At 66.1% G+C, this 16,458-nt stretch carries 16 protein-coding genes; 6 read left to right on the top strand and 10 right to left on the bottom strand.

Going from position 1 to position 16,458, the window contains the following annotated elements; translation table 11 throughout:
• Positions 1-93: 93 nt before the first annotated feature.
• From bfr to ACEYYA_RS09935, 3 genes are read right to left on the bottom strand one after another with little or no spacing between them, the layout of a single operon-like run.
• Positions 94-579, bottom strand: coding sequence for a bacterioferritin (gene bfr / locus ACEYYA_RS09945; protein ID WP_374800160.1), 486 nt, complete (start codon positions 577-579; stop codon positions 94-96).
• A 19-nt stretch (positions 580-598) separates the two neighbouring features.
• Positions 599-847, bottom strand: a complete 249-nt coding sequence (locus ACEYYA_RS09940) for a (2Fe-2S)-binding protein (protein WP_374800158.1) — start codon at positions 845-847, stop codon at positions 599-601.
• A 20-nt stretch (positions 848-867) separates the two neighbouring features.
• A complete protein-coding gene (locus ACEYYA_RS09935; protein ID WP_374800156.1) occupies positions 868-2,124 on the bottom strand; it encodes an imelysin family protein in 1,257 nt (418 codons plus the stop codon).
• Between the two features lie 175 nt (positions 2,125-2,299).
• Here ACEYYA_RS09935 and ACEYYA_RS09930 point away from each other — a divergent pair, with 175 nt between their 5' ends.
• Positions 2,300-3,553, top strand: coding sequence for an efflux RND transporter periplasmic adaptor subunit (locus ACEYYA_RS09930; RefSeq protein WP_374800154.1), 1,254 nt, complete (start codon positions 2,300-2,302; stop codon positions 3,551-3,553).
• Positions 3,550-6,633: an efflux RND transporter permease subunit gene (locus ACEYYA_RS09925; RefSeq protein WP_374800152.1), complete on the top strand. Its 3,084-nt coding sequence runs from the start codon at positions 3,550-3,552 to the stop codon at positions 6,631-6,633. Before ACEYYA_RS09930 ends, ACEYYA_RS09925 begins: the two co-directional genes overlap by 4 nt.
• On the opposite strand, the gene ACEYYA_RS09920 is transcribed toward ACEYYA_RS09925, so the two are convergent.
• Positions 6,630-8,036 (bottom strand): aminotransferase class V-fold PLP-dependent enzyme, encoded by a 1,407-nt coding sequence (locus tag ACEYYA_RS09920; RefSeq protein WP_374800150.1) that lies wholly within the window; start codon positions 8,034-8,036, stop codon positions 6,630-6,632. The two genes, ACEYYA_RS09925 and ACEYYA_RS09920, sit on opposite strands and share 4 nt — an antisense overlap.
• Positions 8,037-8,138: 102 nt before the next feature.
• On the opposite strand from ACEYYA_RS09920, the gene ACEYYA_RS09915 reads away from it, so the two are divergent.
• Positions 8,139-8,606 carry an Lrp/AsnC family transcriptional regulator gene (locus ACEYYA_RS09915; RefSeq protein WP_374800148.1) on the top strand — a complete coding sequence of 156 codons (468 nt, stop codon included), beginning with the start codon at positions 8,139-8,141 and terminating at the stop codon, positions 8,604-8,606.
• Between the two features lie 18 nt (positions 8,607-8,624).
• Here ACEYYA_RS09915 and ACEYYA_RS09910 read toward each other — a convergent pair whose 3' ends face one another.
• The 5 genes from ACEYYA_RS09910 to ACEYYA_RS09890 are packed head-to-tail and all read right to left on the bottom strand — an operon-like array spanning position 8,625 to position 13,849.
• A complete protein-coding gene (locus ACEYYA_RS09910) occupies positions 8,625-9,380 on the bottom strand; it encodes an ABC transporter ATP-binding protein (RefSeq protein ID WP_374800146.1) in 756 nt (251 codons plus the stop codon).
• A 46-nt stretch (positions 9,381-9,426) separates the two neighbouring features.
• The gene (locus tag ACEYYA_RS09905) at positions 9,427-10,269 is read right to left on the bottom strand and encodes an ABC transporter ATP-binding protein (RefSeq protein ID WP_374800144.1); all 843 of its coding nucleotides are present in this window, start codon (positions 10,267-10,269) and stop codon (positions 9,427-9,429) included.
• Positions 10,266-11,177, bottom strand: coding sequence for a nickel transporter permease (nikC, locus tag ACEYYA_RS09900; RefSeq protein ID WP_374800142.1), 912 nt, complete (start codon positions 11,175-11,177; stop codon positions 10,266-10,268). Before nikC ends, ACEYYA_RS09905 begins: the two co-directional genes overlap by 4 nt.
• On the bottom strand, positions 11,174-12,184 hold the full coding sequence (locus ACEYYA_RS09895; RefSeq protein WP_374800407.1) for an ABC transporter permease: 1,011 nt from the start codon (positions 12,182-12,184) through the stop codon (positions 11,174-11,176). Before ACEYYA_RS09895 ends, nikC begins: the two co-directional genes overlap by 4 nt.
• 60 nt (positions 12,185-12,244) lie before the next feature.
• Positions 12,245-13,849 carry an ABC transporter substrate-binding protein gene (locus ACEYYA_RS09890; protein ID WP_374800140.1) on the bottom strand — a complete coding sequence of 535 codons (1,605 nt, stop codon included), beginning with the start codon at positions 13,847-13,849 and terminating at the stop codon, positions 12,245-12,247.
• Between the two features lie 272 nt (positions 13,850-14,121).
• Between ACEYYA_RS09890 and ACEYYA_RS09885 the strand changes: the two genes are divergently transcribed.
• From ACEYYA_RS09885 to ACEYYA_RS09875, 3 genes are all read left to right on the top strand, one after another.
• Complete coding sequence (locus ACEYYA_RS09885) at positions 14,122-14,673, top strand: helix-turn-helix domain-containing protein (protein ID WP_374800139.1); 552 nt, start codon at positions 14,122-14,124, stop codon at positions 14,671-14,673.
• Positions 14,674-14,778: 105 nt separating this feature from the next.
• Positions 14,779-15,165: a DUF302 domain-containing protein gene (locus ACEYYA_RS09880; RefSeq protein ID WP_374800137.1), complete on the top strand. Its 387-nt coding sequence runs from the start codon at positions 14,779-14,781 to the stop codon at positions 15,163-15,165.
• Between the two features lie 5 nt (positions 15,166-15,170).
• Entirely contained in the window at positions 15,171-15,980 is an 810-nt protein-coding gene (locus ACEYYA_RS09875) for a redoxin family protein (protein WP_374800135.1), read from the top strand.
• On the opposite strand, the gene ACEYYA_RS09870 is transcribed toward ACEYYA_RS09875, so the two are convergent.
• Complete coding sequence (locus tag ACEYYA_RS09870) at positions 15,977-16,432, bottom strand: type II toxin-antitoxin system RatA family toxin (protein ID WP_374800133.1); 456 nt, start codon at positions 16,430-16,432, stop codon at positions 15,977-15,979. The genes ACEYYA_RS09875 and ACEYYA_RS09870 overlap by 4 nt on opposite strands.
• Positions 16,433-16,458: the final 26 nt, after the last annotated feature.

The following is a 16,458-nucleotide window of genomic DNA, read 5'->3' as shown; positions in this document are numbered from 1 at the left end:
CATGGGGTGGTCCAACTGATGTGGGCCGCAGCGGCACGCCCGCGCGGCCAGGGTGCGGCGGCGGGCGACCCCGCCGCGCGCCGTGTTCTGCGCCTATTCGGCCTGATCGGCGGGTTTGGCGTTCAACAGGCCGTAATTCTGCGCGCCAAGCTGATCGTGCAGGCCGATCTGCGTTTCAAGGAAGTCGATATGGCCTTCCTCATCCGCGATCAGATCCTCGAACAGCTTTTTCGAGACGTGATCGCCCACCTTCTCGCAATGGTCGCGCGCCTCCATATACAGGTTGCGCGCGTCATGTTCGCCGGCCAGATCGGCCTCCAGCGTTTCGCGGATGTCCTGACCGATGCGCAGCGGGTCCAGCTTTTGCAGGTTCGGATGACCTTCCAGAAAGATGATCCGTGCGATCAGCCGGTCGGCGTGGTTCATCTCTTCGATGGATTCCGCCCGCGACTTGTCGGCAATGCGGCCGTAACCCCAATCCTCTTGCAGGCGGTAGTGCAGCCAATACTGGCTGACCGCCGTCAGTTCCGACCGCAGTGCTGCGTTCAGGTACTCGATGACCTTTGCGTCGCCCTTCATCTGATATCCTTTCGTAAAATCAACCGGTCTGGCGCCAGCCTGTCAGGGCCGGCGGCAGCGCCGGAACGCCGGAATCCACAGGGAAGGCCTCGACCCGGCGCATGGTGGATACAAACAGTTTCATGCAGCCGCCGCAATCCGCGCGCTTGCCAAGCGCGTGATAGATCTTGCCAGGTGTGACGATCGTGTCGGGATCGGCGGCGCGCATCCAGGTCACGGCGGCCTGGATGTCGCGGTCGGTGATGTTCATGCAGTGACAGACGATCATCGCGCAAACCCCTGATTCAGTTACTGAAACACCGCGTCTGGGTGATCCAGACTGTCCGAGCCTTCAAAGGCGATCGGGTTCAGCCCCAGCACCGCGACCGCGCGTTCGATGGATTTCGTCTGCGCCACAAGGCCATCGACGGCGGTCATGATCGCGGCCTCGCCCTCGGCATTGCCGGGCGCCAGCATCATGTCATAAGCCATGCCGCCCTCGGCCTTGTCGCGCAGCGCGGTCAGCGCGGCCATGGTCGTGTCCAGATCACTGCGCAGCGCCTGATCGACGGCCGGATCCTTGGCGGCGACCAGATCGGTCAGCGCGGGGCCGGTCATCTGGCTGCCATCCAGCCGGGTATAGCGGCCCAGATAGACGTTCTGGATGCCCAACCCGTCATGGAAATGGCTCAGGTGGGTCTGGTCGGAAAAGCAGTCATGCTCTTCCTCGGGGTCGTTCAGCATCAGGCCCAGCTTCATCCGCTCACCCGCCTGTTCGCCGTAGGACAGGCTGCCCATGCCGGTCAGCATCGCATTCAGCCCGGCCTGCGGATCGGCAGTCACGGCCTTGCGCGCGGCCCCGTCCCCGCCCCAGTTTTCCGTCATCTCGGTCAGATCCGCCACCAGAAGATCGGTCGCGGCCAGCAGATAGGCGGCGCGGCGGTCGCAATTGCCGCCGGTGCAGTCCGGTCCCTGCACATAATCGGTGAAGGGGCGGTTGCCCGCGCCGGGGCCGGTGCCGTTCAGATCCTGGCCCCACAGCAGGAACTCGATCGCGTGATAGCCCGAGGCGACATTGGCCTCGATGCCGCCGGCCTCATGCAGCGACTGGATCAGCGCCGGGGTGATGGTGCTGGCGTCGATCACATCGGCGCCCACGCGAAGCTGCGGATTGGCGATGATGTTCAGCTGCGCCAGTTCGTTGTCCTCGGCACTGGGGGTGTCCTCGGCGACGTAATCGATCAGCCCCTCATCCAGCGGCCAGGCGTTCACGCGGCCTTCCCAGTCGTCGACGATGGCGTTGCCAAAGCGGAAGGCTTCGGTCTGCTGATAGGGCACGCGCGCGGCGGTCCAAGCCTGCCGCGCGGCGGTCAGGGTGGCCTCGGACGGCGCGTCGATCAGCGCCTGAACCGCCCCACGCAGGGCCGTTGCCGCGGTCAGGCTGTCGCCATATTTCGCCTGCGCCAGATCGGCGTAATGGCCCACGACCGCATCGGCGGTGGGTGGGGCGGCAGCCGCCGGGCTAGCAGCCAGCAGCACGGCGATCAGAGTGGGGATGCGGGTCATCTAGGCACCTTTGGGCAGGGATTAACCTGACCAAAATACTACGCCAAATCGCAAGTCAAGCGTTTTTGTCGGGAAAATCTCTGCCCAGTCCCTGCCGACCATGGCTTGACACTTGCCCCCAAAACCCAATCTTGGGCCGGTATTCCCAGCGTATTCCCGCCGACAGGAGCCTTTTGTGATCAAACGTCTTATCATTGCCCTTGTGGCCCTGATCCTGATCGGTGGTGGCCTGATCGGCTTCAACCTGTTCCGCGACAACATGATCCGGCAGATCTTCGCCAATCTGCCGGTGCAGGTGATGCCGGTGACGACGGTCACGGTGCAGCCGACCACCTGGCAGCCGGGGATCAGCGCGATCGGCACGGTCAATGCCGCGCAGGGCATCGATCTGACGGTCGAGGCGCCCGGCCTTGTGCGCGAGATCGCCTTTGCGGCCAACCAGAAGGTTGCCCAGGGCGATCTGCTGGTGCGGCTGGATGACGTCACGCAAGAGGCCGATGTGCAATCGGCCAAAAGCCAGCTTGAGGTGGCGCGCACCGCGCTGGACCGCGCCCGCGCGCTGCAACGGCGCGGCGTGACCTCGGACGCCAATCTTGAGGGCGCGGATGCCAATCTGCGCAGCGCCGAGGCCGCCGTGGCCCGCGCCGAGGTCAGCCTGTCGACCCGGCGCCTGACCGCACCCTTTGGTGGCACCATCGGCCTGCCGCGCATCGATCCGGGCAGCTATGTGACGCCCGGTCAGGTGATCGCCACGCTTCAGGATCTGGAACAGATGCGCGTCGATTTCAGCCTGCCGGAACAGGAACTGCCGCATCTGGCCATCGGCCAGAAGCTGTCGGTCGAACTGGACGGCGGCGGCGACAGCTATCCCGGCGAGGTGACGGGCATCGACCCGCGCGTCGATGCCGCCAGCCGCATGGTCGCGCTGCGCGGCACGATTTCGGGCACTGAAGGCGCGCTGACGCCGGGGCAATTCGTGCGCATCACCCTGTCGCTGCCGGTCGAGGATGGCGCGATCGCCCTGCCCCAGACCGCCGTGCTATCCAGCCTTTACGGCGATTATGTCTATGCGGTGCGCGACAGCGGCGAAAAGGACGATCAGGGCCAGCCCAAGCTGGAGGCCCGGCAGGTGTTTGTGACGCCCGGTCGCCGCGCCGCGGGTCTGGTCGAGATCACCGGAACCGCGCTTAAGCCCGGCGACATCATCATCACCGGCGGCCAGAACCGGCTGTCGAACGGCGCGCCGGTGCGCATCGACAATACCGTGACGCCGGACGGCCAGGGCCAGACCCCGCCGCCCGCGACGGAGCCCGCGACCGCGCCCGGCGGCACCACCGAGGCCGCGCCCGAGGACGCCACTGACACCGCCCCCGCGATCGATACCGACACCGAAGCCGCCCCCGCAGCCGAAAAGGCCACCACCCCATGAGCCTGTCGGACATCTTCATCAAGCGCCCGGTGCTGACCACGGTCTTCGGGCTGATCCTGATGCTGCTGGGGCTGATGGGCGTTACCAGCCTGCAGATCCGCCAATATCCCAAGGTGGATGAATCGGTCATCACCGTGACGACGATCTATCCCGGTGCTGCCGCCGACCTGATCCAGGGCTTTGTCACCTCGCCGATTTCGGGCGCGGTCTCGACCGCCGAAGGTGTGGATTATGTGTCCACCCAGTCGCGGCCCTCGGCCTCGGTCGTGTCGGTGCATATGCGGCTGGGGGCCGATCCCGACACCGCGCTGACCGAAGTCATGTCGAAGGTGCAAGAGGTCCGATCCCGCCTGCCGCAGGACGCGCAGGATCCGACCATCGTCAAGGGCACGGGGATGCAGTTCGCCACCATGTATCTGGCGCTGCAAAACCCCAACATGACCCCCGAACAGATCACCGAATATATCGAACGGGTGATCCGGCCGCGGATGTCCACCATCGATGGCGTGGCCGAGGTGCAGATCATGGGCGCGGCGAATTACGCCATGCGCGTGTGGATCGACCCGTTGAAACTGGCCGGGCGCGGGCTGACCGCGGCCGAGGTGATGGCCTCGATCAATGCCGCGAACTTCCTGTCGGCGCCGGGCAAGACCGAGGGCGCGCTGACCGCCTATCCGATCACGCTGCAATCGACGTTGCAAACCCCCGAGGCCTTCGGCGCGCTGCCGATATCGGGTCAGGGCGACGATGTGGTGCGGCTGCGCGACGTGGCCCGCATCGAACTGGCCGCCGCCAACACCGACATGATCGTCGAGTTCAACGGCGAGCGCGGCACCTTTCTGGGCGTGTTCCCGACGCCGGGCGCGAACCCGCTGGACACCGCCGCCAATGTCCGCGCCGCGTTGCCCGCGATCCAGTCCAGCCTGCCCGACGGGATGCAGATCACGCTGATGTATGACGCGACCGAGCAGATCTCGGCCTCGATCCGCGAGGTGTTGCGCACCATCGTCGAGGCGACGCTGATCGTGTCGGTGGTGATCTTGCTGTTCATGGGCTCGCTGCGGTCGGTGGCCATGCCGGTCGCGGCGATCCCGCTGTCGCTGGTCGGCACGCTGTTTTTGCTGTTCGTCATGGGCTATTCGATCAACCTGCTGACGCTGCTGGCCCTGGTGCTGGCCATCGGCATCGTGGTCGATGACGCCATCGTCGTCGTCGAAAACGTCCAACGCCATGTCGATGACGGCATGACGCCGATGCAGGCCACGTTCCGGTCGATGAAGGAACTGGTCAGCCCGATCATCGCCACCTCGCTGACGCTGGTGGCGGTGTTCATGCCGCTGTTCTTCACCGGCGGGCTGACCGGGCAGTTGTTCCGCGAATTCGCCGTGACGCTGGCCGGGGCGGTGTTCCTGTCCGGCGTCGTCGCGCTGACCGTCTCGCCGATGATGTCGGCGCGGATCCTGACCTCGGGCGGGCATTCGCGGTTCCAGCAATGGGTCGACCGCAACTTCCTGCGGCTTGAGGGCTGGTATGGTCGCCGCGTCGAGGGTTCGCTGTCCTATCGCCCGATCACGGTGATGATCATGGTCGTGCTGATGGGCGTGACCGGCTATCTGTTCATGAAAACCTCGACCGAACTGGCGCCCGAGGAAGACAGCGGCGCGCTGCTGGCGATCATCAACGGGCCGTCCTATGCGACCACCGATTACACCCGCCGTTACGTCGATCAGATCAACGAGCTGACCAGCGGCCTGCCCGAGGTCGACGCCAGCTTCTCGGTCGTGGGTTTCGGTGGCGGCACCAATTCGGGTTTCGCGCTGTGGGCGCTGACGGATTGGGCCGATCGCGAGCGCAGCCAGCAAGAGGTCCAGGCCGATCTGCAAGGCCGGATCGCGCCGTTGGCGGGGATGCAGGCCTTTGTCTTTGCGCCGCCCTCGCTGCCCGGCGCGGGCGGCGGCCTGCCGATCACCATGGTCATCCAGTCCACCGGTCCCGCATCGCAAGTCTATGAAGTGGCCGAGGAAATCCGGCAGAAGGCGCAGGAGAGCGGGCGCTTTATCGTGGTGCAGAACTCGCTGTCCTTCGACACGACGCAGGTGGTGCTGACCATCGACCGCGACCGCGCGGCGGCGCTGAACATTCCCGCCAGCCAGATCGGCGCCACGCTGTCGCTGCTGGTCGGCGGCGGCGCGATCGGCCAGTTCGACCGCGATTCCAACAGCTATGACATCATCATGCAGGTGCCGGCGGAATATCGCGACAACCCCGAGCGGCTGGGGGATTTCCGGCTGCGGTCGCTGACCGGGGAAATGGTGCCGCTCTCAGCGGTGACCAGCGTCACCACCGGCGTCGCCGCGGCCAATATCGAACAATTCAACCAGTTGAACGCGGCCACCATCTCGGCGCTGCCGATCCCCGGCGTGACCACCGGCGACGGTCTGGCCCAGATCGAGGAGATCGCCCGCCCGCTGCTGCCCGATGGCTTCTTCATCGACTATTCCGGCCAGTCGCGCACCGAAAAGTCCGAGGGCGCGGGCATCGTCACCGCCTTCGTGCTGGCGCTGCTGGTGATTTATCTGGTGCTGGCGGCGCAATTCGAAAGTTTCCGCGACCCGTTCATCATCCTGATGTCGGTGCCGCTGGCGATCTTCGGCGTGATTGCACCGCTGAACGTCGGGCTGGGGTCGCTGAACATCTATACCCAGATCGGGATGATCGCGCTGATCGGGATCATCACCAAACACGGCATCCTGCTGGTCGAGTTCGCCAACCAGCAGCGCCGCGATCTGGGGATGACGCGCGAGGCGGCGATGGTGCGCGCCGCGCGGCTGCGGCTGCGCCCGATCCTGATGACGACCATCGCGACCGCCGTTGGCGTAGTGCCGCTGATGACCGCCGATGGCGCGGGGGCGGCGGCGCGGTTTGCCATGGGTCTGGTGATCTTTTCGGGGATCACCGTGGGCACGCTGTTCACGCTGTTCGTGGTGCCGACGGTCTATACGCTGATCTCGCCCCGCGACAACGCCCCCCCGCCCGAGGAACCCGACCCGACCGCGCATGGCAACAGTGAGGCGGCCTAGGCCGCCTCATCGCGCGGGGTGAAGATGGCGCGCGCGGGATCGACGGCGTAATCGCCCGCCAGCCCCGGCGCGCGTGCGGCCAGATCGGCCAGCGAGGCCAGGATCGCCGTGACCTCGCTGTCGGGCGCGGCCCAGCACAGCGACAGGCGCACGAAACCGGGCTTTTCCAGTTCGGCCCCCGCAAGGATCGCCTGCCGCATCCGCGCCGACTGGTCGTCGGAAATCGCCAGCAGGCGGTGGACATAAGGCCCCGCGCAGGCGCAACCGCCCCGCGCCTGGATGCCGTAAAGATCCGACAGCATCCGGGTGGCCAGTTGCTGATGCACGAAGCCGCCCTTCCCGTCGCGTAGCCGGAAGGACAGGATCGGCAGCCGGGCGCAGGCGCGGTTGCCCAGCAGCTCGATCCCCGGCACTGCCGCCAGCAGATCGCGCGCCAAGGCCCAGCGTTCGGCATTGCGCGCCGCGATATGATCGCACCCCACCGCGCCTTTCAGGATCAGCGCAAGCGCCGCGCGGATGTCGCCGATGACATTGGGCGTTCCCGATTCCTCGCGCGATTCCAGGGCGTTGGCGTAATCCTGCCCCTCGGCGTTCACGAACCGCACAGTGCCGCCGCCGGGCGTGGTCGGGCGGTCGGCCAACACGCTGTCGCGGCGCATCACCAGCAGCCCCGAGGCCCCCGGCCCGCCGATGAACTTGTGCGGCGACAGCACGATGGCATCCATCCCCTGCCCCATGTCGATCGGCAGATAGGGGCCGCCGCCGGCATAATCCCAGACCACCCGCGCCCCCGCCGCCTTCAGCCGCGCGGTGATCCCCGCGACATCCGACAGGATGCCGGTGACATTCGAGGCCACCGAGAACGCGCCGATCAGCGGGCCTTCGGCGGCACCAAGCGCGGCCTCAAGCGCGGCACGGCAGGGACCACCCGTCACCGGGTCTTCGGCAATCTCGATCACGCGGGCGCCGCTTTCGCGCCAGGGCAGAATGTTGGAATGATGCTCATAGGGGCCGATCAGCACCGTCGCGCCGGGGCCGACACGCCACAGCCCGACCAGCTTGTTGATCCCCGCCGTCGCCCCTGCCCCGCAAAAGATCGCGGCGTGATCAGCGTCGCCGCCAACCGCCGCCAGCACCTCGGCGCGGGCGGCGCGGCGCAGGCGGGTCATGGTGCCGCCGCAATGGCTGGCCTCGGTATGGCTGTTGGCATACCACGGCAGCACCTCGGTCATGACAAAGCGTTCCACCGCCTCATGCGCGCGACCCGAGGCGATGTAATCGGCATAGATCATCGGGCGCGGCCCGAACGGCCCCTCGATCACCGCGTCGCGGCCGATCAGCCCGTCATGGATCTGGTCGGGGCGCGGCAGGCTGGCGCGAAAGCGGGCGAAAGCGTCGGTCATATGGTCCCCCTGAAGATCGCGGCAGGATGACCCACGGTTGCGGCAAAAATGATCTTTATTTCACCGTATGATGGGGCGATATTGGGTCATCATCACGATTTGATGGCAGAAATGGACGATATTGACACAAAGCTGATCGCTGCGCTTCAGGCCGATGCCAGTCTGTCGCAGCGCGATCTGGCCGAACGGGTGGGGCTGTCGCAGAATGCCTGCTGGCGGCGGCTGCAACGGCTGACCGAGGCTGGCGTTCTGCGCGGCAGCCGGGCGGTGATCGACGCTGCCGCCCTTGGGCTGGACCTGACCGTCTTCATCATGATCCGCACCCGCCACCATGACGACGCCTGGGCGCGGCGGTTCCGGGCGCGGGTGGAATCGATCCCCGAAATCGTGGCCTTCCACCGCATCGGCGGCGAATGGGATTACATGGCGGTGGCGGTCACCACATCGATGGCGGGCTATGACCGCTGCTACAAGGCGCTGATCGAGGACATGGACCTTGAGCGCGTGACCGGCGTGTTTTCGATGGAAACCATCTTCGAGGGGCGGCCCCTGCGCGTTCCGCGCGGCTAAGCGGCGCGTTCCGCGCGGTTAGGCCGTGCGGTCGTAACCGGCACTGGCGGCGATCAGATCGCGCGCATAGGGGCTGGTCGCACCGCCCGCGCGCAGGGCCTGAACCGTCATCACCTCGGCAATGCGGCCGGCGCGCATGACGGCCAACCGGTCGCACAGATGCCCGACCACGGCAAGGTCGTGGCTGACCATCACATAGGTCATGCCATGTTCGGCGCGCAGATCGGCCAGCAGGTTCAGGATCTCGGCCTGGACGCTGACGTCCAGCGCACTGGTCGGTTCGTCCAGCAGCAAAAGGCGCGGTTCGGCGGCAAGCGCGCGGGCAATCGCCACGCGCTGCCGCTGGCCGCCCGAAAGCTGATGCGGATAGCGAAAGCGGAAGCCGCGCCCCAGGCCGACATCGTCCAGAAGCCGGGTGATGCGCGCGTCGATCCCGCCCATCCCTTGCAGATGCAGGGTTTCCGACAGCACCCGGTCGACCGAATGGCGCGGATGCAGGCTGGCATAGGGGTCTTGAAAGACCATCTGCACAGTCTTGTGAAAGGCGCGGTCGCGGCTGGTGCCGCTGACCGGCTGGCCGTCGACGGTGATCTGGCCCGACCAGCCCTCGATCAGGCCCGCAATGGCGCGCAGGATGGTGGATTTGCCGGAACCGGATTCGCCCACCAGCCCGAAACTTTCGCCCCGCGCGACGGAAAAGGTGGCGTCCTGAACGGCCAGCACCCGGCCCTCATCCCGGCCGAACCAGACATCCAGATGATCGACGTTCAGCATGATGGCGCGACCTGATGCGTATTTGTGCAAGAAAGAAGGGCAAGGTTCATGAAAGGGGACCATCCCGCCAGGCAGGATCGCGGGTCAGCGTCGCCAGCCGCGCGACCGGGTGATCAAGGCGCGGCAGGCTGTTCAGCAGCCCCTGGCTATAGGGGTGGCGCGCGGCGTGCAGGTTCTTGGCGTCCAGCGTCTCGACGATGCGGCCGGCATACATGATCAGCACCCGGTCGCAGAATTGCGACACCAGGTTCAGGTCATGGCTGACGAAGATCAGCCCCATGCCGCGATCGGTGACAAGGCGGTCCATGATGCGCAGAACCTCGGTGCGGACGCTGACGTCCAGCGCGCTTGTCGGCTCATCCGCGATCAGGATTTCGGGGTCGGGGGCCAGCATCATGGCGATCATGATGCGTTGCCCCATCCCGCCCGAGACCTCATGCGGGTAGGCGTCAAAGACCCGTTCGGGGTCGCGGATCTGCACGGCGGCCAGCATGTCCAGCGCCTTTTGCCGGGCGGCGGCCCGACCGCCCCCGGCGTGCAGGCGGTAAGCCTCCATGATCTGCTGGCCGACCGTCATCACCGGGTTCAGGCTGAACTTGGGGTCTTGCATGACCATGCTGATGCGCCCGCCACGGATCGCGCGCATCTGCCGTTCGGACAGGCTGCGCAGGTCGGTATCGCCAAGCGCCATGCGGTCGGCACTGACGCGGCCCGGCGGGCGGACAAGGCCCAGCAGCGCGCGGCCCGTCATCGACTTGCCCGAGCCGGATTCGCCCACCACCCCCAGCCGTTCGCGGCCCAGATCAAAGCTGACGCCGCGCACGACATGGGCGATGCCCTGTCGCGTGGGAAAGCTGACGTTCAGGTTTTCAACCGACAGCAGCGTCATGACTTCGCGCCTTTCGGGTCCAGCACGTCGCGCAAGCCGTCGCCCAGCAGGTTGAAGGCCAGCGACACGATGAAGATCGCAAGGCCCGGCATCGCCGCCACCCACCAGTGGTCAAGGATATAGGCCCGCCCGTCGGAAATCATCGCCCCCCATTCCGGCATCGGCGGCTGCGCGCCAAGGCCCAGAAAGCCAAGCCCCGCCGCCGACAGGATGATCCCCGCCATGTCCAGCGCCACCCGCACGATCAGCGAGCTGATGCACAGCGGCCAGATATGCCCGACCACCAGCCGCACCGGCCCCGCCCCTTGCAGGCGCGCGGCGGCGATGTAATCGGCATTGCGGATGGTCAGAGTCTCGGCCCGGGCCAGGCGCGCATAGGGCGGCCAGGCCGTCAGCGCCAGGGCCAGCACGGCATTGCCGATCCCCGGCCCAAGCGCCGCGACAAAGGCAAGCGCCAGCACCAGTTTCGGAAAGGCGAGGAAGATGTCGGTGATGCGCATCAGCACCTGATCGACCCAGCCCCCGGCATAGCCCGCGATCGTGCCGATCATCAGCCCGATGACGGGTGCGACCAAGGCCACGGTGCCGACGATGAACAACGTGACGCGGCTGCCATAGATGATGCGCGACAGGATATCGCGGCCCAGGCTGTCGGTGCCCAGCCAATGCCCGGCGGTTCCCGGCGGCAGCAGCCGGTCGGCCAGGTTCTGCGCCACCGGGTTATGCGGCGCGACCCATGGCGCGAAAATCGCCATGCCGATCAGCAGGGCCAGGATCACCAGCCCGACCATCGCCAGATGGTTCGACCGGAAGGTCAGCCAGCCCTGATAGAGCGCCCCCAGCCGGGCCTGGGCACGGGTCTGGGGCGCATCGGTCAAAAGCCACTCGCGGCGGGTCATGGTGGTCATTTCGCCCTCGGGTCCAGCACGCGATACAGCAGATCAGAGAGCATGTTCAGCGCCACAAAGCAGGTGCCCACCACGACCGTGCCACCCAGCACCGCGTTCATGTCGCCCGACAGCAGCGCCTTGGTGATGTATTGCCCAAGGCCCGGCCAGGAAAAGATGATCTCGGTCAGCACCGATCCCTCCAGAAGCGAGCCGAAGGACAGCGCGATCACGGTGATCAGCGGCACCGCGATGTTGCGCAGCGCATGGCCCCAGACGACGCGGCTTTCCGACAGGCCCTTGACGCGGGCGGTGGTGATATATTCCGCCGACAGTTGTTCCAGCATGAAGCTGCGGGTCATGCGGCTGATATAGGCCAGGCTGAAATAGCCAAGCAGGCTGGCGGGCAGGATGATATGGGAAAACGCATCCTTGAACGCGCCCCAATCGCCGGCAATCAGGCTGTCGATCAGGATCATGCCGGTGACAGAGGGGATCATCCCGTCATACAGGATGCCCTGCCGCCCCGGCCCGCCGACCCAGCCAAGCGTGCCGTAGAACACCAGAAGGCCCATCAGCCCCAGCCAGAAGATCGGCATCGAATAGCCGACAAGCGCCAGCACGCGGGCGATCTGGTCGATCCAGCCGCCCTGCCGCGCCGCCGCGATCACGCCCAAAGGCACGCCCACGCAGACGCCGATCAGCGTGCCCAGCGTGGCCAGTTCCACGGTCGCCGGAAACACCCGGCGGATGTCGTCCATCACCATGTGGCCGGTGGAAATCGAGCGCCCGAAATCGCCGCGCAGCACGTCACCGATATAGATGACGAATTGCTGCCAGATCGGCTTGTCCAGGCCCATCGCGATGCGGGCGGCCTCATATTGTTCGGGGGTGGCGCGTTCGCCCACGACCTTCAGCACCGGGTCGATCGGCATTACCCGGCCAATGACGAAGGTCACCAGCAAAAGCCCCAGCATGGTCAGCAGAAGCGAGGCCAGAACCCCGCCGATCTGGCGGGCCTGACGCATCCTGCGGGCGGAACGGAATGAGGGCGGCGCGCCGCCCTCAACCAGGGTCTTGCTCACCGCTTATTCGCCCTTCGTGACCGAGCGATACTGAACCGAGGTGACCGCACCCCCGGCAGACCAGCCCTGCACATTCTGCTGCATCGCGTTCTGTTCGATGCGCTGGAACAAGGGCAGGATCGGCGCTTCGGCCTGATACTGCTTCTGGATGTCCAGATACATCTGGGTGCGCTTGGCGGTGTCGCCCTCCAGCACGGCGGCCTTGACGGCATCCTGCATGGCGGCGGGCACGTCATAGCTGTTGCGCCAGGCCAGGGTGCTGCCCTTTTCGGCCTTGTTGTCGGGGTTTTCGGCAAAGGCCCCCGCGTTCGTCTGCGGGTCGGCGTAATCCGGCCCCCATTCGCCCAGGAACATCGGCACCTGCCGCGCGCGATAGGCATCCAGCACCTGCGCGCCGGTCATCTGTTCGATGTTCAGCGTGATCCCTGCCTGCGCCATGCTGGCCTGGATGGTCTGGGCCACGTCCAGATATTCGCGCAGATCGCGCACCTTGGTGGTGATCGTCGCATTGGTCACACCGGCGTCGGCCAGGATCTTCTTCGCGGCCTCGACATCGTAGGTCCACGGGTTGTCGGCCAGCGCGCCCAGATAGCCTTCGGGCAGGAAGGACTGATGCACCTTCCACTGGCCCTTGAGGAAGCTGTTCGCCATGCCGTCAAAATCGATCAGGTGACGCATCGCCTGCACCACGGCGGGGTTGCTGGCAACGGGATCGTTCTGTTGCAGGCCCATATACAGGATGCGTCCGCGCGGCTCGTCCACGACCTTGATCTTGTCGTTGCCGCTGATGCCCTGAATATCCGAAGGCGTCAGGTTGCGCGCCACGTCGATGTCGCCCGCCTCAAGTTGCAGGCGCTGCGCGCTTGCCTCGGCCACGTTGCGCACGATCACCCGCTTCATCGCGGGGGCGCCCTGGAAATAGGCCTCGTTCGCAGTCAGTTGAACGACCTCGTTCGGCTTCCAGGCCGACAGCACATAGGGGCCGGAGCCTGCCGAATTGGTCGACAGCCAGGCATTGCCCAGATCGTCGCCGCTGACATTGGCCATCACGGTTTCCTTGTCGACGACACTGGCCACGCTGGCGGTCAGGCAGTTCAGCACAAAGGACACCGCATAGGGCTGGTCCATGGTGATCGACACGCTGTCGCCCTCGGCCTTGACCATCTGATCGACATTTTCGGCGGTCAGCCCGAACTGGTTCAGGATGAAGGCGGGGGATTTGTTCAGCTTGACGGCACGCTGGATCGACCAGGCGGCATCCTCGGCGCGGACCGGGTTGCCGGACTGGAAGGTGACGCCGGATTTCATCTTCAGGGTGATGGTCTTGCCATCCTCGCTGACCGTCCAGCTTTCGGCCAGGCTGGGCTGAAAGCCCTTGTCCAGCGCCAGCGGGTTGAAATCGACCAGCCGGTCGTAAAGGTTCTGGGTGACGTCATTGCCCGAGAACTCGAAGCTTTGGGCCGGGTCCAGGCTGATGATGTCGTCGATCGTGGCCGCGACAACCAGCACATCCGCCGGGGTTTCGGCAAACACCGCCTGCGCCAGAACCGGCGACAGCGCCAAAGCCGAGGCCAGCAGCAAGCCACGCGCGCGGGGAAGATAGGTCATGTCGGTTGCTCCCTGAAAGGCCCGTTATGATCGGGCTGCAATCGCAGCTTGGCCGCCCCGCCCCGATTTGGCAAGCGCATCCCGATGACAATCGGGGAAAACGAACCGTTCTGTATGACGCCGCGTCACAAGGTGACCTGCAACAGGATATCACGGTCAGCAGGAATGCGCGAACTGTTCATCACAGTCTTGTTGACTTTCGCAAACGGCTGAAAATAAATCAGTCTATACGGTTGTTTTTGTCAGCAGGTGTCAGGGTGCAAGACGGGATCATGGCGGTGTCACTGGGCGACAAGCTGCGGCGGGCACGCAAGCAAAAGGGCATGATCATGCAGCAGGTCGCCGATGCGACCGGTCTGTCGGTCGGCTTCATCTCGCAGATCGAACGCGACATTGCGGCTCCGTCACTGGCGTCGCTGGCGGCGATCGCCCGGGTGCTTGAGGTATCGCCCAGTCAACTGCTGGGCGGCGCAACGCATCAGGGCTTTGCGCCGATGCGCGGCAGCATGGCCGGGGCGATCAACGGCAGCGGCATCCAGGCGCTGACGCGCGAGATGGGCGAAGGCCATCTGACCGCCGCCGTGCAGATTGCCCAGCCGGGTCAGCGCCACCGGGTCGACCATTGCCCCGGCGATGTGTTGCTGATTGTGGTGGAAGGCTCGCTGGTGGTGGATGCGGGCGAGATGCGCCATCCGCTTGCCTGCGGCGAGACGCTGCATTTCGGCGCCAGCCACGGCTTTTCCACGCTGAACCCCGGACCGGGGATCACCCGCGTCATCTGGTGTGCGACGCGCACCGGCGCCGCGATCGGCACGCCATCCTGACCCGCCCGCGCCACCCGATCAAGCCACCCAATCACGCGGCCAGATGGCGCATTGACCCCGGCGGACAGCGCGGCCACCATGGACCTTTAACCGCATGAGGGCGCCATGAGCTATTCCATCGACCGTCTGTTCCCCGATGCGACGCTGGATCAGATCGACCCGCGCACCCGTGCCGCGCTGACCGCCAACGGTTTCGGTGTGCTGACCGAAATCGACGTGCAGGCAACGATGAAGAAAAAGCTGGACAAGGATCTGCCCGGTTATCGCATCCTGGGCGCCTGCCATCCGGGCCATGCCTATCGCGCGCTGACGGCCGAGCCGCGGATCGGCACGATGCTGCCCTGCAACGTCATCCTGCGCGAGGTTGACGGCGGGGTCGAGGTCAGCGCGGTGGATCCCGTCGCCTCAATGAAAGCCGTGGGCAACCCCGAAGTCAGCGCCGCCATGGCCGAGGTCAAGGCGATCCTGACCCGCGTCATCGCCGCGATCTAGGCCCGATGAACGCCGTCAGCCTTGGCCCGCTGGTGTTTTCGACCGAGCGGTTCACCGCCATTCTGGCCATCGCCGCCTTTCTGATCGCCGCCGAGATCATTGGCCGGGGGCGGCGGGCCGCGATCGCGACCTGGGCCTGGCAGGTGGTGGTGATCTTCGTCATCGCGGGCCGTCTGGGCCATGTCGCGCTGAACCTGGGCGCCTTCTGGCCGGGGCTGTGGCGCATCGCGGCGATCTGGCAGGGCGGCTTCTGGTGGCCCGCCGGTCTGGTCGCCGCCTGGGGCTGGACGGTCTGGCGGCTGCGCCCGGTGGCGCTCTGGCCTCATGCGGCGCTGCCGGTCGGGGCGGCGGGCCTTGCGGTGCTGCTGATGACCGCGCTGACATCGGCCCCTGCCCCGCGCCCCCTGCCCGATCTGGCCCTGGCCCATGTCGATGGCCGCGGCGCGACGGTGCCCGCCGATCTGGCCGGGCGGCCGATGGTCATCAACCTGTGGGCGACCTGGTGTCCGCCCTGCCGGCGCGAATTGCCGATGCTGATCGACACCGCCGCCGCCACCCCTGACGTGACCTTTCTGTTCGCCAATCAGGGCGAAACCGCCAGCGTGGTGCGCGACCACCTGACCCAGGCGGGGCTGGCGATGCCCGATCACATGCTGCTGGATCCCGCCAGCGGGCTGGCCAGCCACTACCGGCTGCGCGGCCTGCCGGTGACGCTGTTCATCGGGACCGATGGTCAGGTCGCGCGCCTGCATCTGGGCGAGATCGCCCCCGAGGTGCTGGCCCGCGACATCGCCCGACTGCGCGCCGCGCCCTAGCCATACAGCGCGTGGGCGCGGTCCTCAAAGGCGCGGACGATGCGGTGCATCGCCTCATTGAACACGACGCCGATCACCTTTTGCAGAATCGGGTTGCGGAACTCGAAATCGACATGGAAGGCCACGTCGCAACCGCCCTCGGGCCGGTCGGCAAAGGTCCAGCCGCTTGTCAGATAGCGGAAAGGGCCGTCCAGATATTCGGTGTCGATGCGCAAGGGATCGGCATCGGGCCACAGTCGCACCCGGCTGCCGAAGCGTTCGCGGAACACCTTGAACGAGATCACCAGATCGGCCTCGACCAGAACCGAGCCGTCGCCCTGCGGCGTGGCCTGGCGCACCCGCGCGGCGCTGTTCCAGGGCAGGAACTCGGGGTAGCGGGCGACATCGGCAACCAGATCATACATCTGTTGCGCGCTATAGGGCAGTTGACGGGTTTCGGCGTGTTTGGGCATGGCAACAACTGGATGACCTGCGCCTT

This window comes from Paracoccus zhouxuedongae, from assembly GCF_041927815.1.
GTDB lineage: Bacteria > Pseudomonadota > Alphaproteobacteria > Rhodobacterales > Rhodobacteraceae > Paracoccus.
The sequence above is the reverse complement of the archived record's forward strand: the minus strand, read 5'-3'. Positions and strand labels throughout refer to the sequence as shown.